We start from the raw sequence: 22,296 nt of genomic DNA on the forward strand, positions 1-22,296 counted from the left end.
ATGCGACTGCGTACGACCTCCGCGATCGCGGGCGTGGCCGCGCTCACTCTGCTGACCGGCTGCGGCGCCGCCGACATGACCAAGCAGGCGTCCCCGTTCGCGAACGCCCAGGGCGCGAAGACCGTCACCCTGTCCGTACAGTCCTGGGTCGGCGCCCAGGCCAACGTGGCCGTCGCCCAGTACCTGCTGGAACACGAGCTCGGGTACCGCGTCGACACCGTCCAGGTCGACGAGGTCCCCGCCTGGGACGCGCTCAGCCAGGGCCGGGTCGACGCCATCCTGGAGGACTGGGGCCACCCCGAGCAGGAACAGCGCTACGTCACGGACAAGGGGACCATCGCCGCCGGCGGCGACCTCGGCGTCACCGGGCACATCGGCTGGTTCGTCCCGTCGTACTTCGCGAAGAAGCACCCGGACGTCACCGACTGGAAGAACCTGGACAAGTACAGCGAGCTGCTGCGCACCGCCGAGAGCGGCGGCAAGGGCCAGCTGATGGACGGTTCCCCCTCCTACGTCACCAACGACAAGGCGCTGGTCAAGAACCTGGGCCTGGACTACCAGGTCGTCTTCGCCGGCTCCGAGGCCGCGCAGATCACCCAGATGAAGCAGTTCGCCAAGGAGAAGAAGCCCTTCCTGACCTACTGGTACACGCCCCAGTGGCTGTTCGAGAAGGTCCCGATGACGGAGGTGAAGCTGCCGCCGTACAAGGAGGGCTGCGACGCCGACCCGGAAAAGGTCGACTGCGCCTACCCGGTCACGCCGCTGCAGAAGTACCTCAACGCCGGTTTCGCGCGGCACGGCGGCAGGGCGGCGGAGTTCCTCAGGAACTTCCGGTGGACGACCGAGGACCAGAACCAGGTCTCCCTGATGATCGCCGAGCAGAAGATGCGGCCCGAGGAGGCGGCGAAGAAGTGGGTGGACGGCCACGGGTCCGTCTGGCGGGCGTGGCTGCCCTGACCCTCACCCCGTCAGCCCGGCCGCGATCTCCCGCAGCGCCCGCTCCGAGCGCCGCTGCAGACCCGGCCCGAACGTGACCCGGGTGGCCCCGAGCTCGCCGAGACCGGCGGGCGAGGGGCCCTCCCCGGGCCGTGCGACGACGTTCAGCGGCCCCTCGATGCCGGCCCGCAGCAGCGGCAGCACGTCCACGGGGGCGCCGATCGGGTACACGCAGTCGGCGCCCGCGGCGACGTACAGCGCGGCCCGCTCGACGGTCCGGTCCGGGTCGGTGACGCCCCTCAGGAAGGTGTCGATCCGGGCGTTGACGAACAGCCGGTCCCCGGCCGCCGCCCGCACCCCGGCCAGCCACTCGGCGTGCTCGCGCGGGTCCTTGAGCACCCCGCCGGTGGAGTCCTCCAGATTGCAGCCGACGGCACCCGCCGCCAGCAGCCGCTCCACCAGCTCCCCGGGTGCCAGCCCGTACCCGTCCTCCACGTCCGCCGAGACCGGCACGTCGACGGACCGGGCGATCCGCGCGACCGCCGCGAACATCTCACCGGCCGGGGTCCGCCCGTCCTCGTACCCGAGGGAGGCGGCGACCCCGGCACTGGGCGTCGCCAGCGCCGGGAACCCGGCGTCGGCGAGGACCCGGGCGCTCGCCGCGTCCCAGGGGCCGGGCAGGACGAGCGGGTCGCCCGGAAGCCGGCCGTGGTGCAGGGCGCGGAAGGTGCCGGCCTTGTTCATGGTGTGTAGCCCCCCGGCGGGATGCGGCGGGCGACCATCAGCCGGTTCCAGCTGTTGATGGCGGCGATCAGCCCGACGAGGTGGGCCAGCTCGCCGTCCGCGAAGTGCGCGGCGGCCCGCTCGTACACGGCGTCGGGCACGAAGCCGTCGGTCAGGACCGTCACCGCCTCGGTCAGCGCGAGCGCGGCCCGTTCCCGCTCGCTGTAGAGCTCCTCGGCCTCCTCCCAGGCGTCGAGCAGACCGAGCCGCTGCTCGCTCTCCCCGTTCTCGCGGGCGAGGGTGAGGTGCATGTCCAGGCAGAACGCGCAGTGGTTGAGCTGCGAGGCCCGGATCATCACCAGCTCGGCGAGCACGGGATCGCCGAGGCCCTTCTTCGCCGCCGCGGCGAGCGCGGACAGGGTCTGCCCGACCTGCCGGTCCAGGAGCCGCGTCCGGGCCGTCATCCGTGCTGCCCCGGCCGGTAGTGCCCCGGGGTCATGCGGCAGGTCACGCCGAAGCGGTTCCAGGCGTTGATCACCGTGATGACGGCGATGAGCTGCGCCAGCTCCGGCTCGTCGAAGACCTTCGCGGCCCGCTCGTAGACCTCGTCGGGGACGAAACCGTCCGTCAGCACGGTCACGGCCTCCGTCAGCTCCAGCGCCGCCAGCTCCTTCCCGGTGTAGAAGTGCCGCGACTCCTCCCAGGCGCTGAGCTGGATGATCCGCTCCACGCTCTCGCCGGCCGCGAGGGCGTCCTTGCTGTGCATGTCGATGCACAGCGCGCAGCGGTTGATCTGGGAGGCGCGGATCTTCACCAGCTCGTAGAGCGTCGGGTCCACGCCCCGCCGGGCGGCCGCGTCGAGGCGGACCATGGCCTTGTACACCTCGGGCGCGTGCCCGGCCCAGTCGAGCCGTACGGGCAGTTCCGGGGCGTGGCGCGCGGTCGTCGTGTCATCGGTGTGCGTCGTCATGCCTCGACCCTAGGAACGAAGCAGCCCAGGGGTATGGTCCATTTCCATGGCGAAACCCTGGTCCACTCTCGGCGTCGACCTGCACCTGGAACCGGCCGGGCCGGGCCTGCGACGCGGGCTGACCGACGCCCTGCGCGAGGCCGTCCGCACCGGCCGCCTGGCCGCCGGCACCCGGCTGCCCTCCTCCCGCGCCCTCGCCGCCGACCTCGGCATCGCCCGCAACACCGTCGCCGACGCCTACGCCGACCTCGTCGCCGAGGGCTGGCTCACCGCGCGCCAGGGCTCCGGCACCCGCGTCGCGGACCGCGCCGTCGTCCCGCCCGCCGGCTCGGCCCCGCGCCCCCGCGTCAGCACCCGCCCCGCCTACGATCTCCGCCCGGGCACGCCCGACCTGGCCTCCTTCCCGCGCGCGGAGTGGCTCCGGGCGGCCCGCCGGGCCCTCAACGCCGCCCCCCACGACGCCCTCGGCTACGGCGACCCGCGCGGGCGCCCGGAGCTGCGCACCGCGCTGGCCGGCTACCTCGCCCGTGCCCGCGGCGTGCGCACCGACCCCGAACGCCTGCTGGTCCTCGGCGGGTTCGCCCACGGCCTGACCCTGCTCGCCGCCGTGCTGAAGGCGCGCGGCGTGCACACCGTCGCCGTCGAGTCGTACGGCCTCCACGTCCACCGCGACCTGCTGACCGCCGCCGGACTGCGCACCGTCCCGCTGCCCTTCGACGCCCGGGGCACCGACCCCGTCGCCCCGGCCGGCGCGGGCGCGGTGCTGCTCACCCCCGCCCACCAGTTCCCGATGGGCGTGCCCCTGCACCCCGACCGGCGGGCCGCCGTCGTGGACTGGGCGCGGCGCACCGGCGGCCTGGTCCTGGAGGACGACTACGACGGCGAGTTCCGCTACGACCGCCAGCCCGTCGGCGCCCTCCAGGGCCTGGACCCCGACCGCGTCGTCCATCTCGGCACCGCGAGCAAGTCCCTCGCCCCCGGCCTGCGGCTGGCCTGGGCCGCGCTCCCGCCGGGCCTCGCCGACGACCTCACGGCGACCCGCGGGGGCCTCGACACCAGCGGCGTGCTGGACCAGCTGACCCTGGCCGAGTTCCTCACCTCCGGCGCCTACGACCGCCACGTCCGCTCGGCCCGCCTGCGCTACCGGCGCCGCCGGGACGCCCTGGTCGCGGCGCTCGCCGGCCGCGCCCCCGAGGTGCGGGTCACCGGGATCGCGGCCGGACTGCACGCCGTCCTCCGGCTGCCGCCCGGCACCGAACAGCAGACGGTCCGGGCGGCGGCCTGGCAGAGCCTCGGCCTGTACGGCCTGTCCCTGTTCCGCCATCCGGAGGCCGTCACCGAACCCCTGGACGCCGTGGTCGTCGGCTACGGCACCCCGCCCGACCATGCCTGGTCAGGGGCCCTGGACGCGCTGTGCCGGGCGCTGCCCTAGAGTCCACCGGCGGTGCGGGCCGCACACCCGTCCGGCTCAACCGTCGTACACGTGCCCACGGGGGGACGGGGACATGGCAGAGACCCGGCGACGGCCGCGGTCCCAGGGACGACGCTCCCGCATCGCGGACACTCCCCGCACCCCTCCACCGGCCCGGGTACGCTGACCGTGGGCCGTGACTGGCGCGCTGGGATGGGACCGACCATCGGGGAGCGGCCCGGGCAGGGAGAGCCGTGCGCCTGGGCCGAGCCGAACGCCGACCACTACGCCCGGAGGTCCCCATGTCCGCGGAGCAGCAGCTCACCCCCGCTTCCACCGCCTACCGCGCCGCCCTCGACGTGATCCGCACCGTCGAGCCGCGCGTCGCCGACGCCATCGGCCAGGAGGTCGCCGACCAGCGCGAGATGCTCAAGCTGATCGCCTCCGAGAACTACGCCTCCCCGGCCACCCTGCTGACCATGGGCAACTGGTTCAGCGACAAGTACGCCGAGGGCACCGTCGGCCGCCGCTTCTACGCCGGCTGCCGCAACGTCGACACCGTCGAGTCGCTGGCCGCCGAGCACGCCCGGGAACTCTTCGGCGCCCGCCACGCCTACGTCCAGCCGCACTCCGGCATCGACGCCAACCTCGTCGCCTTCTGGGCCGTGCTCGCCGACCGCGTCGAGGTGCCGTTCCTGGAGAAGACCGGCGTCCGCCAGATCAACGACCTCTCCGAGGCGGACTGGGCCGAGCTGCGCCAGGCCTTCGGCAACCAGCGCATGCTCGGCATGTCCCTCGACGCGGGCGGCCACCTCACCCACGGCTTCCGCCCGAACATCTCCGGCAAGATGTTCGACCAGCGCTCCTACGGCACGGACCCCGCCACCGGCCTCATCGACTACGAGGCCCTGCGCGCCCAGGCCCGCGAGTTCAAGCCGCTGATCATCGTCGCCGGCTACTCCGCCTACCCCCGCCTGGTGAACTTCCGCATCATGCGCGAGATCGCCGACGAGGTCGGCGCCACCCTCATGGTCGACATGGCGCACTTCGCCGGTCTGGTCGCGGGCAAGGTGCTCACCGGCGACTTCGACCCGGTCCCGCACGCCCAGATCGTCACGACGACCACCCACAAGTCGCTGCGCGGCCCGCGCGGCGGCATGGTGCTGTGCGACGACTCCCTCAAGGACCAGGTCGACCGCGGCTGCCCGATGGTCCTCGGCGGCCCGCTCCCGCACGTCATGGCCGCCAAGGCCGTCGCCCTCGCCGAGGCCCGGCAGCCCGCGTTCCAGGACTACGCCCGGCGCATCGTCGACAACTCCCGCGCCCTCGCCGAGGGCCTGACGCGCCGCGGCGCCACCCTGGTGACGGGCGGCACGGACAACCACCTCAACCTGATCGACGTGGCGTCCTCCTACGGCCTCACCGGCCGGCAGGCCGAGCAGGCCCTGCTGGACTCCGGCATCGTCACCAACCGCAACGCCATCCCGGCCGACCCGAACGGCGCCTGGTACACCTCCGGCATCCGCGTCGGCACCCCGGCGCTGACCACGCGGGGCCTCGGCACCGCCGAGATGGACGAGGTCGCGGGCCTGATGGACCGCGTCCTGACGGCCACCGAGCCGGGCACCACCAAGTCGGGCGCCCCCTCCAAGGCGTCGCACGTCCTGGACGGGAAGATCTCCGACGAGATCTCCCGCCGGGCCACGGACCTGGTGGCGGGCTTCCCGCTCTACCCGGAGATCGACCTGGGCTGAAGCGCCTCGGAAAGGGTGCGGGGGATCGCGCGCCGGGCCTCGGACGGCCCGCGGTTCCCCACCCCCGGAGCCACCCTCCCGGCTCTGAGAGAATGGCGCCATGGCCTCTGAACGTCCCCGCGTGCTCTCCGGTATCCAGCCGACCTCCGGCTCGTTCCACCTCGGCAACTACCTCGGCGCCGTCCGCCAGTGGGTCGACATGCAGAACACCCACGACGCGTTCTACATGGTCGTCGACCTGCACGCGATCACGGTCCCGCAGGACCCGAAGGTGCTCCGGGAGAACACCCGTGTCGCCGCCGCCCAGCTCCTCGCGGCCGGTCTCGACCCGGAGCACTGCACGCTGTTCGTGCAGAGCCACGTGCCCGAGCACGCCCAGCTCGGCTGGCTGATGAACTGCATCACGGGCTTCGGCGAGGCCTCCCGGATGACCCAGTTCAAGGACAAGTCCGCCAAGCAGGGCAGCGACCGCACCACCGTCGGCCTGTTCACGTACCCGATGCTGATGGTCGCCGACATCCTGCTCTACCAGGCCGACCAGGTCCCCGTCGGCGAGGACCAGCGCCAGCACCTCGAGCTGACCCGCGACCTCGCCGACCGGTTCAACCAGACCTACGGCGACACCTTCACCATGCCGAGCGCGTACATCCTCAAGGAGACCGCGAAGATCTACGACCTTCAGGACCCGACCGCCAAGATGAGCAAGTCGGCGGCCACCCCGAAGGGCCTGATCAACCTGCTCGACGAGCCGAAGGCCACCGCGAAGAAGGTCAAGAGCGCGGTCACGGACACCGACACGGTGATCCGCTTCGACCGTGAGCACAAGCCCGGCGTCAGCAACCTGCTGACGATCTACTCCACCCTCACCGGCACCACCGTCCCCGAGTTGGAGCAGCAGTACGAGGGCAAGGGCTACGGCGCGCTGAAGACGGACCTCGCCGAGATCATGGTCGAGTTCGTGTCGCCCTTCCGGGAGCGCACCCAGCAGTACCTCGACGACCCGGAGACCCTCGACGCGGTGCTGGCCAAGGGCGCGGAGAAGGCGCGCGCCGTCGCCGCCGAGACCCTCGCCCGGGCGTACGACGGCATGGGCTTCCTGCCCGCCAAGCACTGACCGGCGGTACCGCACCGAGCGCCCGGCACGCCACCGTAGCGCTGCACATCACTCCGGTTGCGCCTGCCCGGGACAGGGTCGTGGCCGTACAGTCGATAACCGGGTGGCCGTATCGGCGGCCACCGCCGCACGCCGGTGGGCGGGCGGCACCGACAGAACGACAGGGAGACGACGTGGGGACCGTAACGATCGGCGTGTCGATCGCGGTCCCGGAGCCTCACGGCAGCCGGCTTCAGCAGCTGCGCGCGGGCTTCGGCGACGCCGCGGCGCACGGCATCCCCACGCACGTCACGCTGCTGCCGCCGACCGAGATCGACGGCGCGGCGCTGCCCGCGGTCGAGTCGCACCTGGCGGAGGTGGCGGCCCGCGGCCGGCCCTTCCCGATGCGGCTGTCCGGCACCGGGACCTTCCGCCCGCTGTCGCCAGTGGTCTTCGTCCAGGTCGTCGAGGGCGCCGCGGCCTGCTCCTGGCTCCAGAAGCGGGTCCGCGACTCCTCCGGGCCGATGGCGCGCGAACTGCAGTTCCCGTACCACCCGCACGTCACGGTCGCGCACGGCATCGACGAGGCCGCCATGGACCGCGCCTACGAGGAGCTGGCCGACTACGAGGCCCAGTGGCCCTGCACCGGCTTCGCGCTCTACGAGCAGGGTGCCGACGGGGTGTGGCGCAAGCTGCGCGAGTTCCCCTTCGGCAGCGCGGTCGTGCCCCCGCAGTCGGGACGCCTGGAGACCGGCTCCCTGCCGGCCCGCTAGGTTCTACACCGGAAGCCGCCGGAACATCCCCCGCGGCAGGTGCCGCAGCGCCGACATCACCACCCGCAGCGCACCCGGCACCCACACCGTCTCCGAGCGGCGCCGCAGCCCCAGCTCGATGGCCGTGGCGACCGCCTCCGGCGTCGTGGCGAGCAGCGACTCCTCCATCCCGGCCGTCATCCGCGACCGCACGAACCCGGGGCGCACGACCATGACGTGCACACCCGTGCCGTGCAGCGCGTCGCCGAGACCCTGCGCGAAGGCGTCCAGGCCGGCCTTGCTGGAGCCGTAGATGAAGTTGGCCCGGCGGGCCCGCTCCCCGGCCACGGACGACAGCACCACCAGGGAGCCGTGCCCCTGCGCCTGGAGCGCGCGGGCGCTCACCAGGCCGGCCGAGACCGCGCCGGTGTAGTTGGTCTGCGCGACCCGCACGGCGTTCAGCGGCTCGCGCTCGTCGTGCGCCTGGTCGCCGAGGACGCCGAACGCCAGGAGCACCAGGTCGATGTCGCCCTCGGCGAACACCTTGCCCAGCGCCTCCTCGTGGGACCCGGGATCCAGCGCGTCGAAGGCGACGGCGCGCACCTCGGCGCCCAGCCCGCGCACCTGCTCCGCCGCCGCGTCCAGGGCGGGGGAGGGGCGGCCGGCCAGCCAGACCGTGCGGGTGCGGCGGGCGACCAGGCGGCGCACGGTGGCCAGCGCGATCTCGGACGTACCGCCGAGGACGAGAAGGGACTGGGGGAGGCCGAAGGCGTCCTTCACGACAGCTCCAGAAAGGGTCAGAGGGCGAGGCGCCGGGACAGGTCGGACCTGAACACCCCGCGGGGGTCCAGCTCCGCGCGCAGCGCGCGGAAGTCGTCCAGGCGCGGGTACATCGCGGCGAGCAGCTCGGGCCGCAGCCGGGAGTCCTTGGCGAGGTAGACGCGGCCGCCGGCCCCGGCGACCTCCTCGTCGAGCTCGTCGAGGAAGGCACCGAGCCCCGGCAGCCCGGCCGGGACGTCCAGCGCGAGGGTCCAGCCGGGCACCGGGAACGACAGCCAGCCGGGGTCGGCCTGCCCGAAGCGCTTGAGGACGGCCAGGAAGGACGGGCAGCGGTGCGCGGAGATGCGCCGCACGATCCGGCGCAGGGTCTCCTCCCGGCCGTGCCCGACGACGAACTGGTACTGCACGAAGCCGCCGCGGCCGTAGACGCGGTTCCAGTGGGGCACCCCGTCCAGGGGGTGGAAGAAGGTGGAGATCCGCTGGAGCTGCCCGCGGCGCGCACGGGGGGCCCTGCGGTACCAGAGCTCGTTGAACAGGCCCACGCTCGTCCGGTTGAGGAGCCCGTCCGGCAGGAAGGCGGGGGCGGCCGGCAGGCGGGAGGTGCGGAACGCCGCCGGATCGCGCCGGGCGCGGGCGTCCAGCGCGTCCGGCGGGGCGTGGTCCCCGCGGGTGAGCACCGCCCGCCCGGTCGCCGCGCCGCGCGCGAGGAGGTCGATCCAGGCGACCGAGTAGCAGTAGCGGTGGTCGGTGGCCGTCAGACGGGCCATGAGGTCGTCGAGGTCGGTGGCGCGCTCGGTGTCGACCGACATCAGCGCGGTCCCGACACGCTGGAGCCGCACGGTCGCGGCGAGGATCACCCCGGTCAGGCCCATGCCGCCGGCGGTGGCGTCGAACAGCGGTGTGCCGCGGTCCACGGTGCGGATCCCGCCGTCGGCGGTGAGCAGCTCCAGGGACGGCACGTGCCGGGCGAACGACCCGGACACGTGGTGGTTCTTGCCGTGGATGTCGGCGCCGATCGCTCCGCCGACCGTCACGTAGCGGGTGCCGGGCGTCACCGGCACGAACCAGCCGAGCGGCAGCAGGACCTCCATCAGCCGGTGCAGGGAGACCCCCGCGTCGCACACCACGGTGCCGCCGTCGGCGTCGATGGCGTGGATCCGGTCCAGGCCCGTCATGTCGAGCACGGCGCCGCCCGCGTTCTGCGCCGCGTCGCCGTACGCCCGGCCCAGGCCCCGGGGGATGCCGCCGCGGGCCCCGCAGTCCCGGACGGCCGCCGCGGCCTCCTCGTACGTCCGCGGACGGACCAGACGGGCCCCGGTGGGCGCCGTGCGGCCCCAGCCGGTGACGGTGCCCCACTCGGCGTCGGGAACGGTGTCGGCAGACATACCGGTGACCGTATCCCCCTTGTGCGAGCGATCAGTTACGAAACATCCCGTCCCTCCCCGAAACGGGTGATTAATGGTATGTCGCTCGATCATGCCGGACTTCACGCCCCGTCGGCGTGAACAGTGAGTCCACATGGACGACCTCGACGACATGGACCACCGGATCGTGACGGCGCTCAGAGCCTGCGGCACGGACCCGCGCGTGGCCGCCGCCGCGCGCACCCTGTCCTGGGCCGGGGAGCACGGTGCGCTGTGGCTCGCGACGGGCCTCGCCGGAGCCGCCGTGGACCGCGGGCGGCGCGCGGCGTGGCTGCGCGGCACGGCGCTCACCGCGGGCGCGCACCTGGCCAGCATGGGGGTGAAGCGGGTCGTGCGCCGTCCCCGCCCCGCGCACGTCCAGCCGCTGGTGCGCACCGCGGGCCGGCACTCCTTCCCCAGCTCCCACGCCACCTCCGCCGCGGCCGCCGCCGTCGTCTTCGGCGCGCTCGGCGTGCGCGCCGCCTGGCCGCTGGCCGCCGCCGTGTGCGTGTCCCGGCTGGTCGTCGGCGTCCACTACCCGTCCGACGTGGCGGCGGGCGCGGCGCTGGGCGCGCTCACCGCCCGGCTGGGGGCCGGCTGGATGCGGGAGGGGACCCGGTGACCGACACGGCCGTCCTGCGGCAGCGCGCTCCCGAACAGCCGCGGCCCGCCCCGCCAGGCCGCGGCGGCCTCGCGGGCGGCCTGCTCAGGACCGCGCGGCCGCGCCAGTGGATCAAGAACGTGCTGGTCGTCGCCGCCCCGGCCGCCGCCGGCGAGCTGTTCTCCCGGCACGCCCTGGGCCGGCTCGCCCTGGTCTTCGTCCTGTTCACCGCCTGCGCCGCCGCCGTCTACCTCGTCAACGACGCCCGCGACGCCGACGCCGACCGCGCCCACCCGGTCAAACGCCACCGCCCGGTCGCCGCCGGGCAGGTCCCCGTCCCGGTCGCCTACGCCGCCGGCGGCGCCCTGGGCGTCTTCGCGCCCGTCCTCGCGGCCCGGCTGTGCCCACCGGCCGTCACCGCCCTGCTGGTCGCCTACCTGGCGATGCAACTGGCGTACTGCGTCAGCCTCAAGCACGTGCTGGTCGTCGATCTCGCCGTCGTCACCACCGGGTTCCTGATGCGGGCCATGGTCGGCGGGCTCGCGCTGGGCATCCCGCTGTCTCGCTGGTTCCTCATCACCACCGGTTTCGGCGCCCTGTTCATGGTCTCCGCCAAGCGCTACAGCGAGGCCGTGCAGATGGCCGGCGAGGCGGGCGCCACCCGTGCGCTGCTCACCGAGTACACCACCGGCTACCTGCGCTTCGTCTGGCAGCTCGCGGCCGGCGTCGCCGTCCTCGGCTACTGCCTGTGGGCCATGGAGGAGGGCGGCGTCCCGCACACCAGCGTGCTGCCCTGGCGGCAGCTGTCCATGGTCGCCTTCATCCTGGCCGTGCTGCGCTACGCCGTCTTCGCCGACCGCGGCACGGCCGGCGAGCCCGAGGACGTCGTCCTGCGCGACCGGGCCCTGGCACTGATCGGCCTGGTGTGGCTGGCGATGTACGGCCTGGCGGTGGCCAATTGGTAGCCGGCCGGCGCGAACTGGTGGGCTTCGCCCTGGCCGGGCTCCTCGCCTACGCCGTCGACCTCGGGCTCTTCACCGTCCTGCGCGGCCCCGCCGGCCTCGGCCCGCTCACCGCCAAGTCCCTGTCCTTCGTCGCCGGCTGCTCCGTGGCCTATACGGGCAACGCCCTGGGCACCTACCGGCACGCCCGCCCGCGCGGCCTGCGCCCGTACCTCGTGTTCTTCGCCGTGAACGCGGCCGGAGCCGCCGTGCAGCTGCTGTGCCTGGCCGTCAGCCACTACGGCCTCGGACTCACCTCGCAGCGCGCCGACACGGTCTCCGGCGCGGGAATCGGCATGGCGCTGGCCACCATCCTGCGTTTCTGGGGCACAAGGACACTGGTCTTCCGCTCCGGGAAGACACCCGGCCGCCGGCCGGGATCATGGACCGGGACGACCGGGGGCAGCGTCGGATCATGGACTGGCTGAAGAAGCTCCCCGTGGTGGGGCCGTGGATCGCCCGGCTGATGACCACGCACGCGTGGCGGTCGTACGAGCGGCTGGACCGGGTCAAGTGGACGCGGCTGGCCGCCGCGATGACGTTCACCAGCTTCGTCGCGCTCTTCCCGCTGCTCAGTCTCGCCGCCGCCGTCGCGGCCGCCACGCTCAGCCAGAAGCAGCAGGACCAGCTCCAGGACAAGATCGCCGAGCAGGTCCCGGGCATCTCCGACCAGATCGACATCCAGGGCCTGGTCGACAACGCCGGCACGGTCGGCCTCATCGCCGGCCTCCTGCTGCTCTTCACCGGCATAGGCTGGGTCGACGCCACCCGGGGCTGTCTGCGCGCCGTCTGGGAGGTGCCGGACGAGGAGGAGAACCCACTCCTGCACCGGGCCAAGGACGCGGGTGTCCTCGTCGGCCTCGGCGGCGCGCTCCTGGTCACCGTCGGCATCTCCACCGTCGCCTCGGCGCTGGTCGGCTGGATCATCCGCCAGCTCGGCATCGCCGAGGGCGGCTTCGGCAGCGTCCTGCTGCACATCGCCGCCTTCGCCGTCGCCGTCCTCGCCGACTTCCTCCTGCTGCTGTACGTGCTGACCCTGCTCCCCGGCGTCCAGCCGGGCCGCCGCCGCCTGGTGGTGGCCGCCCTGATCGGCGCGGTCGGCTTCGAGCTGCTCAAGCTGCTGCTGAGCGGCTACATGCAGGGCGTCGCCACGAAGAGCATGTACGGCGCCTTCGGCGTCCCGGTCGCGCTGCTGCTGTGGATCAACTTCACCTCGAAGCTGGTGCTGTTCTGCGCCGCCTGGACGGCGACGGGCAGCAAGGCCGAGGAGCTCACGGACGGGACCGGCGACGCACCAGCTCCGGCAGCGGCCAGCGACGATTGACCAGGAAGGCCCCGCCGGTCAGCAGCACCAGCACCCCGGCGGCGATGCCGGCCGCGATCCCGACGCCGGTGGAGCCGTCCGCGGCCGGGGCGCCCGCCACGGGCTTCGTCCCCATGACGGCCTTCCCGCCCGCGCCCCCGGCCTGACCCGAGTCGTCGGGTTCCGCGCTCGCCGCCACCGCGCTCCTCGGCGGCACCAGCTCACCGACCGGCTTCACCTTGCCGGCCGCCTGGAAACCCCAGTCGAACAGCCGGGCGGTCTCCTTGTAGACCTCGTTGTGCTCCTTCTTCGCCGGGTTCATCACGGTGACCAGCAGCACCCTGCCGTCGCGCTCGGCGACCCCGGTGAAGGTGGCGCCCGCGTTGGTGGTGTTGCCGTTCTTCACCCCGGCGATGCCGGGGTAGACGCCTATGTCCGAGTCGCCGGCCAGCAGCCGGTTGGTGTTCTGGATCTCGAAGGACCCACGGGACGTCCTGCCCTTCTTGTCCTTGGCCGTCTCGCCCGGGAACTTCGCGCGGACCGTCGAGGCGTACTCGCGGAAGTCCTTCTTCTGCAGCCCCGAGCGGGCGAACAGCGTCAGGTCGTACGCGGAGGAGACCTGGTGCGGCGCGTCGTAGCCGTCGGGGCTGACCACGGTCGTGTCGAGGGCCTGGAGCTCCGCGGCGTGCTCGTTCATCTCCGCCACGGTCCTGTCGACCCCGCCGTTCATCGCCGACAGCACGTGCACGGCGTCGTTGCCGGACCGCAGGAAGACGCCGAGCCACAGGTCGTGGACGGTGTAGGTCTCCTCCTCCTTGATGCCGACCAGGCTGGACCCGGCGCCGACGTCCGCCAGGTCGGACACCGCCACCTTGTGCTGCGTGGTCGTCGGCCACTTCGGCAGCAGCGTGTCGGCGAACAGCATCTTCAGGGTGCTCGCCGGGGCCAGGCGCCAGTGCGCGTTGTGCGAGGCGAGCACGTCGCCGGTCTCGGCGTCGGCCACGATCCAGGAGCGGGCGGTGAGGTCCTTGGGCAGGACGGGGGCCCCGCCCGCGAGATCGACCTGCGTCCCGGGCCGCCCGAGCCGCGTGCCGCCCACGGAGGACATCGACGCCGGGGGAGTGGCCGTGGGGCTCGCCGACGGGCTCGCCGTGGGGCTCGGGGCGGCGAGCGCGGCGGGCGCGAGGAGGGTGAGCGCGGTCAGGGCGGCGGCGGTGACCGGCAGGGAACGCCGGACGGTCTTCATGGATGCGGGCACGAGCGGCAACGTACCGCCCGCCACCGGCGTCCTCCCACCCCGCTCCCCACCCCGCGAACGGAACCGGACATCCGGCGGCGATACTGGGTTCATGAAGCTCAGCCGCCCCGTCTCCTGGTTCCTGCTCGCCTTCGGGGTGTGGAGCTGGATCATCTGGATCACTTTCGTCAAAAACCTGGTCAAGGACGGCAGCGGGCTGGCCTTCGAGGACGGCGACCCCACGGCGTACTTCTGGGTGCACCTGCTGCTCGCGGTCGTCTCCTTCGTATTGGGGACGGTCGTCGGGGCCATCGGGTTGCGCTCAGTGCGCGCACTGCGCCGAACGTCATAACGTCACCGACGTCACAACTGAGGGGATCCGACGGCATGGTGGTCGTCTTCGCGCTGGTCGCACTGGTCGTGCTGGGCGTGGTCGTGCTGGCGAACCGGTACGTGTGGCTGCGCCTGTTCCGCGACACCACCCGGGGCCCCGGCCCCGTCCGCCGCGCGGGCGCGGTGGTGATCGCCGGGGGCTGGGTGCTGGCCGTCGGCGCGCTGGTCGCCGAGCGCACGGGCGCCCCCTTCTGGCTCCAGCGCGTCCTGGCCTGGCCCGGCTTCCTGTGGCTGGCCCTGTCGATATACCTGCTGCTGGCGGTGCTCGCGGGCGAGGCCGTACGGCCGCTGCTGCGCCGGTTCCTGGAGCGTCGGGCAGCCGCGAAGCCGGCGGAGCCGGACGAGCTGCCGGTGCCGGCCCCGGCAGCGGACCCGGAGCGCATGCCGGCGGGCTCCGTGCCGCCCGGCACACCCCCCGCGGAGTCCGAGCCGCCCGCCGCGCCCGCGCCCACGCCGCCGGGCTCCCTCGCCGTCCCCTCGCGCCGCCTGTTCGTCTCCCGCGTCGTCGCCGGCGCCGCCGCCGCGGCGGCCGTCGGGACGGTCGCCGGCGGCACCTACGGCGTACTGCGCGGCCCGAAGGTGAAGCGGGTCACCGTGCCGCTGGCCAAGCTGCCGCGCGCGGCGCACGGTTTCCGCATCGCCGTGGTCAGCGACATCCACCTCGGCCCGGTGCTGGGCCGGGGCTTCGCGCAGACGGTCGTCGACACGATCAACTCCACGCAGCCCGACCTCGTCGCCGTCGTCGGCGACCTGGTGGACGGCAGCGTGAAGGACCTCGGCCCCGCGGCCGCCCCGCTCGCGCAGCTCCGGGCCCGGCACGGCGCGTACTTCGTCACCGGCAACCACGAGTACTTCTCCGGCGCCGAGCAGTGGGTCGCCGAGGTACGGCGGCTCGGCCTGATCCCGCTGGAGAACGCCCGCACCGAACTGCCCCACTTCGACCTGGCCGGCGTCAACGACGTGGCGGGCGAGGACGAGGGCCAGGGCCCCGACTACGCCCGCGCCCTCGGCGACCGCGACCGGGCCCGCGCCTGCGTGCTGCTCGCCCACCAGCCGGTGCAGATCCACGACGCCGTCGACCACGGCGTCGACCTCCAGCTCTCCGGCCACACCCACGGCGGCCAGCTCTGGCCCGGCAACCTGATCGCGGGCGCCGCCAACCCGACCCTGGCGGGCCTGGAGCGCTACGGCGACACCCAGCTCTACGTCAGCCGGGGCGCGGGCGCCTGGGGCCCGCCCACGCGGGTGGGCGCGCCGTCGGACATCACGGTGATCGAGCTGGCGTCCCGTCAGGCCTGACGGGAGGGCTTCCCGGCCGCGGGGTCGGGAAGCGCCTTCGTCATGCCGGGCAGGAAGTCCGTGAACAGCTCGTGCACCTCGCGCACCAGCGGGCGCAGCACCCGGAACCGGGCCAGCGCGACGCCCCGGGCGGTGATCCGGGCGCCGCGCTCGGCGAGCCGGTAGCTGCGCTCGCGGCCCTCGGTGCGGTCGAAGATCCAGTACAGGACGAGGCCCATCTGGGAGAGCCACATCAGCTCCGGCAGGATGTCCCGCAGTTCCTCCGGCACCTTGGTCTTCGTACCGGCCAGCACCGAGCGGTGGACGCTGATGGCCTCCACGCGCGCGTGCTCCGACTCCGGGGAGAAGGGGCTGAGCGGGCTGTCCGGGTCGGCGGCGTTCTTGAAGAACTGCACCGCGAACTCGTGGTACGGCGTCGCGATGTCCAGCCACACCTTCAGCACGCCGGCGAGCCGCGCCTCCAGGTCGGTCTCCCGCGCCAGGACCTCCCGGACCGCCGCCTGGTGCTCGGCGGCGATCCGGTCGTAGAAGCCCTGGATCAGGTGCTCCTTGCCCGCGAAGTAGTAGTAGGCGTTGCCGACGGAGACGCCGGCCTCCTGGGCGATGGCCCGCATGGTCGTCCGGTCGTAGCCGCGTTCCTGGAACAGCCGCATGGCCGTCTCCAGGATCAGCGCGCGGGTCTGCTCGGACTTGCTGAGGGGGGCACCGTCGTCGGGGCCGTCGTTCTTCGCAGGCACAGGAAGAGAGCCTAACGAGTGGCGCAGGCGCCGTCGTCGCAGCCCGGTCCGGTGTACAGCCAGCCGAGCCCCGGCTCGTACACCCAGCCGTCCGCGCGCCGGTAGCCGTTGCCGCCCCAGCGCTGTCGGGTGTCGCGCCACCTGGCGGCGGCCAGGACGGCGCCGCGGGCCAGCCGGGCCCCGGCGGGGGTGCTGAGCCGGTGGGCGAGCGGGCGGTGTGCGCGCAGGGCCCACAGAACGACGATCCAGGCCGCGGCGCCCCGGTACACCTGCCCGGCGTCGCCGACGACGGTGACCTCGTCGAGGGTGGTGCCGTGGTCCAGGCCGGGGAACCGTCGCCGGGCCTCCGCCGACCCCGCCGGGACCGGCTCCAGCGGCACCAGCCGCGGCTGCCGCAGCAGCCAGTCCCGTACGTGGGTGCACAGGGAGCACTCGGCGTCGTAGAGGACGGTGAGCCGGCGCACGGGGGCGCCGGCCGTCCCGGGGGCGGGAGCCATCGGCTCAGGCCCCGGCCGTCGGGGCCACCCAGCCCTGCGGCGGGACCGGCGGCACCTGCTCCCGCTCCATCACCCCGCGCCGCCGGATGCGGTTGAGCACGTAGACGTTGCCGAGGTGCATCACGCCGAGCACCAGCAGCACCACGCCCACCTTGGTCGACAGCGCCTCGAAGATGCCCCGGGTGTCGGTGATCGTCTCGTCGCCGCTGAGGTACAGGGCGACGAAACCGAGGTTGACGAGGTAGAAGCCGACCACCAGCAGGTGGTTCACGGCGTCGGCGAGCTTCTCGTTGCCGTGCAGGACGTCGGCGAGGAAGACCCGGCCGTTGCGGCTGAGCGTGCGGGCCACCCAGACGGTCAGACCGATGCTGACGACCAGGTAGATGACGTAGGCGATGACGGTGCGGTCCATGCCCCACCCCTTCTTGAACGCGTTCAAAACGCTGACGGGACTGACTGTAGACCCACTTTTGAACGTGTTCAACTCAAGGGTGGAGTGGCCCGCGTCACGGGGCGGCGGTCACGGCCGGCGGCCGAGCTCCGGGCGCTTGGAGTAGTCGGTGAGGCCCACGACGTTGCCCCAGGGGTCGGCGAACTCGACGGTCCAGCCGGTGGCGCCGGGGAACGGCTCGTCCAGCGGTGCGATGCCCGCGTCGCGCAGCGCTCGGGCCGCCGTGCGCGCGTCGGGCACCTCCAGCCACACCCGCGCGGAGGGCCACGGCGGCGGGCGCCGCCCGAACTCCTCCTCCGCCCGCAGCAGGACGCCCGGCGTCTCGCCGCCGACCTTCAGCAGCGCGATCCCGGCCTCGTCGAGCCGGAAGGCCACCGGGAAACCGGCCCGCTCGTAGAAGCCGACGGCCTCGCCGAGGTCGCCGACGGGCAGCAGCACGTTGTCGAACCCGAGCAGTTCGTACGACTCGTCATCTGACATGGCGTCAGGCTAGGACGGTCATCGTCCGGAACGGCTGATTGTCATTCCTCGTGGGGCGCGCTCTTCGCCCGTCCGGCGGCAAGGACCCCCGGCGGCGTTCACCCCATGGGGTGGCACATGCCGGAGGGCCCCGCCTCCAGGGGAAGCGGGGCCCTCACCGGCCTACGGCGGCGAACCGGCGGACGTCAGAAGCGGCGCGTGATCAGCGCCCGCTTCACCTCCGCGATCGCCTTCGTGACCTCGATGCCGCGCGGGCAGGCGTCCGTGCAGTTGAAGGTCGTGCGGCAGCGCCAGACGCCGTCGCGGTCGTTGAGGATCTCCAGCCGCTGCTCGCCGGCCTCGTCACGCGAGTCGAAGATGAAGCGGTGGGCGTTGACGATGGCCGCCGGGCCGAAGTACTGCCCGTCGTTCCAGAACACCGGGCACGAGGACGTGCACGCGGCGCACAGGATGCACTTCGTCGTGTCGTCGAAGCGCTCGCGGTCCTCGGCGGACTGCAGGCGCTCGCGCGTCGGCTCGTTGGTGTCCTTCGTGATCAGGAAGGGCATCACGTCCCGGTACGCCTGGAAGAACGGCTCCATGTCGACGACCAGGTCCTTGAGGACCGTCAGGCCCTTGATGGCCTCGACCGTGATCGGCTTCTCGGGGCTGATGTCCTTGATCAGCGTCTTGCAGGCCAGCCGGTTCTTGCCGTTGATCCGCATGGCGTCCGACCCGCAGATGCCGTGGGCGCAGGAACGGCGGAAGGTCAGCGTGCCGTCCAGCTCCCACTTGATCTTGTGAAGGGCGTCGAGGACGCGCTCCTTCGGGTCGATCTCCAGCTGGAAGTCCTGCCAGGTCGCCTCCGCCGAGACCTCCGGGTTGAACCGGCGGACGCGCAGGGTGACCGTGATGTACGGGGAGTCGGCGAAGCCGGCCTCGGGGGCCTTGTCGCTCTTCTCCATGACAGGGGTAGCCATCAGTACTTACGCTCCATCGGCTGGTAGCGGGTCTGGACGACCGGCTTGTAGTCCAGACGGATGGACTCGGAGCCGTCGTCGCCCACCTCGCGGTACGCCATGGTGTGGCGCATGAAGTTGACGTCGTCGCGGTTGGGGTAGTCCTCGCGGTAGTGACCGCCGCGGGACTCCTTGCGGGCGAGCGCGGACACCGCCATGACCTCGGCCAGGTCGAGCAGGTTGCCCAGCTCGACGGCCTCCAGCAGGTCGGTGTTGAACCGGCGGCCCTTGTCCTGGATCGCCACGTTCTTGTAACGCTTGCGCAGCTCGGCGATCTTCTCGACGGCCGTCTTGATCGTCTGCTCGGTGCGGAACACCATGACGTTGGCGTCCATGGTCTCCTGCAGCTCGCGGCGCAGTTCGGCCACCCGCTCGGAGCCGGTGGAGGTGCGCAGCCGCTCGATCTGCTCGACGACCAGGGACTCCGGGTTCTCCGGCAGCTCGACGAAGTCCGCCTTCTGGGAGTACTCCGCGGCGGCGATGCCCGCGCGGCGGCCGAAGACGTTGATGTCGAGCAGCGAGTTGGTGCCCAGGCGGTTGGCGCCGTGCACCGACACGCAGGCGACCTCGCCGGCCGCGTACAGACCCGGCACGACGGTGGTGTTGTCCGCGAGGACCTCACCCTCGACGTTGGTCGGGATGCCGCCCATGGCGTAGTGCGCGGTGGGCTGGATCGGGATCGGGTCCGTGTAGGGCTCGATGCCGAGGTAGGTCCGCGCGAACTCCGTGATGTCGGGCAGCTTGGCGTCGAGCTGCTCCGGCGGGAGGTGGGTGAGGTCCAGGTAGACGTGGTCGCCCTCGGGACCGCAGCCGCGGCCCTCGCGGATCTCCGTGTAGATGGAGCGGGAGACGACGTCACGGGACGCGAGGTCCTTCATGACCGGCGCGTACTTCTCCATGAAGCGCTCGCCGTCCTTGTTGCGGAGGATGCCGCCCTCACCGCGGGCGCCCTCCGTCAGCAGGATGCCCATGCGCCAGATGCCGGTCGGGTGGAACTGGAAGAACTCCATGTCCTCCAGCGGCAGCCCGCGCCGGTACACGGCGGCCTGGCCGTCACCGGTCAGAGTGTGCGCGTTGGACGTCACCTTGAAGAACTTGCCGGTGCCGCCGGACGCGTAGATCACGGCCTTCGCCTGGAAGACGTGGATCTCGCCGGTCGCCAGCTCGTACGCGACGACGCCGGCCGACCGCTTGACGCCGTCGACCTCGGTGATCAGCTGGTCCAGGACGTAGAACTCGTTGAAGAACTCCACGCCCTCCTTGACGCAGTTCTGGTACAGCGTCTGGAGGATCATGTGGCCGGTGCGGTCGGCCGCGTAGCAGGACCGGCGGACCGGGGCCTCGCCGTGGTTGCGGCTGTGACCGCCGAAGCGGCGCTGGTCGATGGTGCCGTCCGGGGTCCGGTTGAACGGCAGGCCCATCTTCTCCAGGTCGAGGACCGAGTCGATGGCCTCCTTCGCCAGGATCTCGGCGGCGTCCTGGTCGACCAGGTAGTCACCGCCCTTGACCGTGTCGAAGGTGTGCCACTCCCAGTTGTCCTCCTCCACGTTGGCCAGCGCGGCGGCCATGCCGCCCTGCGCGGCGCCCGTGTGGGAGCGGGTGGGGTAGAGCTTCGTCAGGACGGCGGTGCGGCTGCGCTTGGTCGACTCGATGGCCGCGCGCATGCCGGCGCCACCGGCGCCGACGATGACGGTGTCGTACTTGTGGATCTTCATGATTCTCGCAGCCCCGTGCCTAGCGGATGTTCGGGTCGAAGGTGAAGATCACCAGCGTGCCCAGCAGGATGGTGAACACCGTGGCGGTGTAGAGCAGGCCCTTGAGCCACAGCCGGGTGTTCGCGCGCTCCGCGTAGTCGTTGATGACCGTGCGCAGGCCGTTGCCGCCGTGCAGCATGGCGAGCCAGAGCATCAGCAGGTCCCAGACCTGCCAGAACGGCGAGGCCCAGCGGCCGGCCACGAAGGCGAAGCCGATCTTCGACACGCCGCCGTCCAGCACGAGCTGGATGAGCAGGTGCCCGATGACCAGGACGACCAGCACGACGCCGGACAGGCGCATGAAGAGCCAGGCGGCCATCTCGAAGTTGCCGCGCGTGGACTTCGGGGACTTCTTGGTCCGCTTGCGGGGCGGCTCGATCAGCGGCGCCGGGTTGTCCACGGTGTAGACGGAGGCGCCCGCGCCCTCGACGGGGCCGATGCCGGAGGGGGTGGTTTCAGTGGTCGACATGTGCGTCAGCTCCCGAAGAGTTCACGAGCGGCGTGCCCGAGGACGGGGTAGATCGCCCCGGCCATCAGCACGACCCACAGGGCGACGACGGTCCACAGCATCTGCTTCTGGTAGCGAGCGCCCTTGACCCAGAAGTCGACGGCGATGACACGCAGGCCGTTGAGCGCGTGGAACAGGATGGCGGCGACGAGGCCGTACTCCAGCAGCGCGACGATCGGCGTCTTGTACGTGGCCACGACGGTGTCGTAGGCCTCGGGGGACACGCGGACGAGAGCGGTGTCCAGCACGTGAACGAACAGGAAGAAGAAAATGAGGACGCCGGTGACTCGGTGAGCCACCCAGGACCACATTCCTTCCCGGCCGCGGTACAGCGTTCCAGCCGGCACGGAAGTTTCCTCCGGGAGCGGGGATTGGGGCCGCGCCGGCTTTCCTTGTCGGTCGGGCCCGGCCGGGTACGGTCCACCGGCCCCCAGCATCGTAGCGACGGTTGCCTGTGGTGCTTACGGGGGGCCTGCCTATGTGATCAAAGTTGCACTCAAAGGAGCAGTCGGCAGGCCGCGGGCCGTCACCGGGGCGGCGGTTCGCCCGGATTGCCGGGTGCGGGCCGCCTGAGGCCGCCGGTGGCCCGCGGTGGAGCCGCCGAGGTCACCGCCCCGCGCCCCCGAGGGCGCCGGTCAGCCGGGCCCTGGCCAGGCGCCGGAGCTCTTCGGCCGCCACCAGGCGCTCCTCGTCCGGATCGTTCGCCAATCGTGACCGGATGGCCGCCAGTACGTGGTTCAGCGCCTCGTCGGCGGTCAGGCCGTCCATGCAGATGACGAACGCGTGTCCGAAGCGGGCCTCGTAGGCCGCGGTCGCCGCGCTCAGGGCCGTGTGGGCCGCCGCGTACGTGTCCTCCGGCAGGGCGGGCAGCGCCTCCGACGCCAGGGCCTGCCCCAGCTCCCCCGGGGTCAGGTCGTACGCGGCCTCGTCGGCCGCCGCGAGGAGGGCGGGGAGGTCCGGGTAGGGCCGGTGGGCGGTGAGACGGTGCGCCCAGTCGCGGCTGTTCAGGCAGGTGAGCAGGGTGCGGGCGGCCTCCTCGGCGGGGGCCGTGTTGAAGAGTTCCAGCGAAGCGGGTGTTGCCGGTGCGGCGCGGGTTTGCACCGGCACCGGTATGGCGACTCGGCCGGGGAGATCTGGAAGACGGTGCACAGGCAGCGTGGGTCCTTGTGGGCGTCACGTGTGTGTCGGCAGTGGATTGTGCGAAATATGTGACGA

26 protein-coding genes are annotated in these 22,296 nt (G+C 72.6%); 11 read left to right on the forward strand and 15 right to left on the reverse strand.

What is annotated here, in order from left to right:
* Positions 1-957 carry an ABC transporter substrate-binding protein gene (locus tag ACFWJB_RS06265; RefSeq protein WP_386920558.1) on the forward strand — a complete coding sequence of 319 codons (957 nt, stop codon included), beginning with the start codon at positions 1-3 and terminating at the stop codon, positions 955-957.
* Positions 958-960: 3 nt separating this feature from the next.
* Here ACFWJB_RS06265 and ACFWJB_RS06270 read toward each other — a convergent pair whose 3' ends face one another.
* From ACFWJB_RS06270 to ACFWJB_RS06280, 3 genes are read right to left on the reverse strand one after another with little or no spacing between them, the layout of a single operon-like run.
* On the reverse strand, positions 961-1,680 hold the full coding sequence (locus tag ACFWJB_RS06270) for an isocitrate lyase/phosphoenolpyruvate mutase family protein (protein WP_385463045.1): 720 nt from the start codon (positions 1,678-1,680) through the stop codon (positions 961-963).
* Positions 1,677-2,123 carry a carboxymuconolactone decarboxylase family protein gene (locus ACFWJB_RS06275; protein WP_385463048.1) on the reverse strand — a complete coding sequence of 149 codons (447 nt, stop codon included), beginning with the start codon at positions 2,121-2,123 and terminating at the stop codon, positions 1,677-1,679. The genes ACFWJB_RS06270 and ACFWJB_RS06275 overlap by 4 nt, the downstream gene beginning before the upstream one ends.
* On the reverse strand, positions 2,120-2,629 hold the full coding sequence (locus tag ACFWJB_RS06280; protein WP_385463051.1) for a carboxymuconolactone decarboxylase family protein: 510 nt from the start codon (positions 2,627-2,629) through the stop codon (positions 2,120-2,122). The genes ACFWJB_RS06275 and ACFWJB_RS06280 overlap by 4 nt, the downstream gene beginning before the upstream one ends.
* 46 nt (positions 2,630-2,675) lie before the next feature.
* Between ACFWJB_RS06280 and ACFWJB_RS06285 the strand changes: the two genes are divergently transcribed.
* The 4 genes from ACFWJB_RS06285 (at position 2,676) to ACFWJB_RS06300 (ending at position 7,660) form a co-directional block, all read left to right on the forward strand.
* Positions 2,676-4,061: a PLP-dependent aminotransferase family protein gene (locus ACFWJB_RS06285; protein WP_386920561.1), complete on the forward strand. Its 1,386-nt coding sequence runs from the start codon at positions 2,676-2,678 to the stop codon at positions 4,059-4,061.
* 281 nt (positions 4,062-4,342) lie between these two features.
* Entirely contained in the window at positions 4,343-5,794 is a 1,452-nt protein-coding gene (locus tag ACFWJB_RS06290; protein ID WP_385463057.1) for a glycine hydroxymethyltransferase, read from the forward strand.
* A 100-nt stretch (positions 5,795-5,894) separates the two neighbouring features.
* On the forward strand, positions 5,895-6,908 hold the full coding sequence (gene trpS, locus ACFWJB_RS06295) for a tryptophan--tRNA ligase (protein WP_385463060.1): 1,014 nt from the start codon (positions 5,895-5,897) through the stop codon (positions 6,906-6,908).
* Positions 6,909-7,081: 173 nt separating this feature from the next.
* Positions 7,082-7,660, forward strand: coding sequence for a 2'-5' RNA ligase family protein (locus ACFWJB_RS06300; RefSeq protein WP_385463063.1), 579 nt, complete (start codon positions 7,082-7,084; stop codon positions 7,658-7,660).
* Between the two features lie 3 nt (positions 7,661-7,663).
* Here ACFWJB_RS06300 and ACFWJB_RS06305 read toward each other — a convergent pair whose 3' ends face one another.
* Positions 7,664-8,419 (reverse strand): decaprenylphospho-beta-D-erythro-pentofuranosid-2-ulose 2-reductase, encoded by a 756-nt coding sequence (locus ACFWJB_RS06305; protein ID WP_386920564.1) that lies wholly within the window; start codon positions 8,417-8,419, stop codon positions 7,664-7,666.
* A gap of 17 nt (positions 8,420-8,436) precedes the next feature.
* Positions 8,437-9,804 carry an FAD-binding protein gene (locus ACFWJB_RS06310; RefSeq protein WP_386920566.1) on the reverse strand — a complete coding sequence of 456 codons (1,368 nt, stop codon included), beginning with the start codon at positions 9,802-9,804 and terminating at the stop codon, positions 8,437-8,439.
* Between the two features lie 133 nt (positions 9,805-9,937).
* Here ACFWJB_RS06310 and ACFWJB_RS06315 point away from each other — a divergent pair, with 133 nt between their 5' ends.
* The 4 genes from ACFWJB_RS06315 to ACFWJB_RS06330 are packed head-to-tail and all read left to right on the forward strand — an operon-like array spanning position 9,938 to position 12,748.
* Complete coding sequence (locus ACFWJB_RS06315; RefSeq protein WP_386920568.1) at positions 9,938-10,444, forward strand: phosphatase PAP2 family protein; 507 nt, start codon at positions 9,938-9,940, stop codon at positions 10,442-10,444.
* Positions 10,441-11,388, forward strand: a complete 948-nt coding sequence (locus tag ACFWJB_RS06320) for a decaprenyl-phosphate phosphoribosyltransferase (protein ID WP_386920570.1) — start codon at positions 10,441-10,443, stop codon at positions 11,386-11,388. Before ACFWJB_RS06315 ends, ACFWJB_RS06320 begins: the two co-directional genes overlap by 4 nt.
* Positions 11,382-11,852: a GtrA family protein gene (locus ACFWJB_RS06325; protein WP_385463078.1), complete on the forward strand. Its 471-nt coding sequence runs from the start codon at positions 11,382-11,384 to the stop codon at positions 11,850-11,852. Before ACFWJB_RS06320 ends, ACFWJB_RS06325 begins: the two co-directional genes overlap by 7 nt.
* On the forward strand, positions 11,840-12,748 hold the full coding sequence (locus tag ACFWJB_RS06330; RefSeq protein WP_386920572.1) for a YihY/virulence factor BrkB family protein: 909 nt from the start codon (positions 11,840-11,842) through the stop codon (positions 12,746-12,748). Before ACFWJB_RS06325 ends, ACFWJB_RS06330 begins: the two co-directional genes overlap by 13 nt.
* Here ACFWJB_RS06330 and ACFWJB_RS06335 read toward each other — a convergent pair.
* The gene (locus tag ACFWJB_RS06335; protein WP_386920574.1) at positions 12,696-13,985 is read right to left on the reverse strand and encodes a D-alanyl-D-alanine carboxypeptidase family protein; all 1,290 of its coding nucleotides are present in this window, start codon (positions 13,983-13,985) and stop codon (positions 12,696-12,698) included. The two genes, ACFWJB_RS06330 and ACFWJB_RS06335, sit on opposite strands and share 53 nt — an antisense overlap.
* Positions 13,986-14,076: 91 nt before the next feature.
* Here ACFWJB_RS06335 and ACFWJB_RS06340 point away from each other — a divergent pair, with 91 nt between their 5' ends.
* On the forward strand, positions 14,077-14,316 hold the full coding sequence (locus ACFWJB_RS06340; RefSeq protein WP_385463086.1) for an SCO4848 family membrane protein: 240 nt from the start codon (positions 14,077-14,079) through the stop codon (positions 14,314-14,316).
* A 35-nt stretch (positions 14,317-14,351) separates the two neighbouring features.
* Positions 14,352-15,656 (forward strand): metallophosphoesterase, encoded by a 1,305-nt coding sequence (locus tag ACFWJB_RS06345; protein WP_386920577.1) that lies wholly within the window; start codon positions 14,352-14,354, stop codon positions 15,654-15,656.
* On the opposite strand, the gene ACFWJB_RS06350 is transcribed toward ACFWJB_RS06345, so the two are convergent.
* From ACFWJB_RS06350 to ACFWJB_RS06390, 9 genes are all read right to left on the reverse strand, one after another.
* Complete coding sequence (locus tag ACFWJB_RS06350; RefSeq protein ID WP_386920578.1) at positions 15,647-16,393, reverse strand: TetR/AcrR family transcriptional regulator; 747 nt, start codon at positions 16,391-16,393, stop codon at positions 15,647-15,649. The genes ACFWJB_RS06345 and ACFWJB_RS06350 overlap by 10 nt on opposite strands.
* An 11-nt stretch (positions 16,394-16,404) precedes the next feature.
* Positions 16,405-16,890 (reverse strand): thiol-disulfide oxidoreductase DCC family protein, encoded by a 486-nt coding sequence (locus ACFWJB_RS06355; protein WP_386920579.1) that lies wholly within the window; start codon positions 16,888-16,890, stop codon positions 16,405-16,407.
* 4 nt (positions 16,891-16,894) lie between these two features.
* The gene (locus ACFWJB_RS06360; protein ID WP_385463098.1) at positions 16,895-17,302 is read right to left on the reverse strand and encodes a hypothetical protein; all 408 of its coding nucleotides are present in this window, start codon (positions 17,300-17,302) and stop codon (positions 16,895-16,897) included.
* Positions 17,303-17,410: 108 nt separating this feature from the next.
* Entirely contained in the window at positions 17,411-17,821 is a 411-nt protein-coding gene (locus ACFWJB_RS06365) for a VOC family protein (protein WP_385463101.1), read from the reverse strand.
* Positions 17,822-18,006: 185 nt separating this feature from the next.
* Positions 18,007-18,780, reverse strand: a complete 774-nt coding sequence (locus ACFWJB_RS06370; RefSeq protein ID WP_385463104.1) for a succinate dehydrogenase iron-sulfur subunit — start codon at positions 18,778-18,780, stop codon at positions 18,007-18,009.
* Positions 18,780-20,534: a succinate dehydrogenase flavoprotein subunit gene (gene sdhA, locus ACFWJB_RS06375; protein ID WP_385463107.1), complete on the reverse strand. Its 1,755-nt coding sequence runs from the start codon at positions 20,532-20,534 to the stop codon at positions 18,780-18,782. The genes ACFWJB_RS06370 and sdhA overlap by 1 nt, the downstream gene beginning before the upstream one ends.
* Positions 20,535-20,553: 19 nt before the next feature.
* Positions 20,554-21,042: a succinate dehydrogenase hydrophobic membrane anchor subunit gene (locus ACFWJB_RS06380; protein ID WP_385463110.1), complete on the reverse strand. Its 489-nt coding sequence runs from the start codon at positions 21,040-21,042 to the stop codon at positions 20,554-20,556.
* A 5-nt stretch (positions 21,043-21,047) separates the two neighbouring features.
* Positions 21,048-21,428, reverse strand: coding sequence for a succinate dehydrogenase, cytochrome b556 subunit (sdhC, locus tag ACFWJB_RS06385; RefSeq protein ID WP_385463113.1), 381 nt, complete (start codon positions 21,426-21,428; stop codon positions 21,048-21,050).
* A gap of 259 nt (positions 21,429-21,687) precedes the next feature.
* A complete protein-coding gene (locus tag ACFWJB_RS06390) occupies positions 21,688-22,188 on the reverse strand; it encodes a 2-oxo-4-hydroxy-4-carboxy-5-ureidoimidazoline decarboxylase (protein WP_385463116.1) in 501 nt (166 codons plus the stop codon).
* Positions 22,189-22,296 lie beyond the last annotated feature (108 nt).

Source organism: Streptomyces sp. NPDC127100 (assembly GCF_042724095.1).
Taxonomy (GTDB): Bacteria; Actinomycetota; Actinomycetes; order Streptomycetales; family Streptomycetaceae; genus Streptomyces.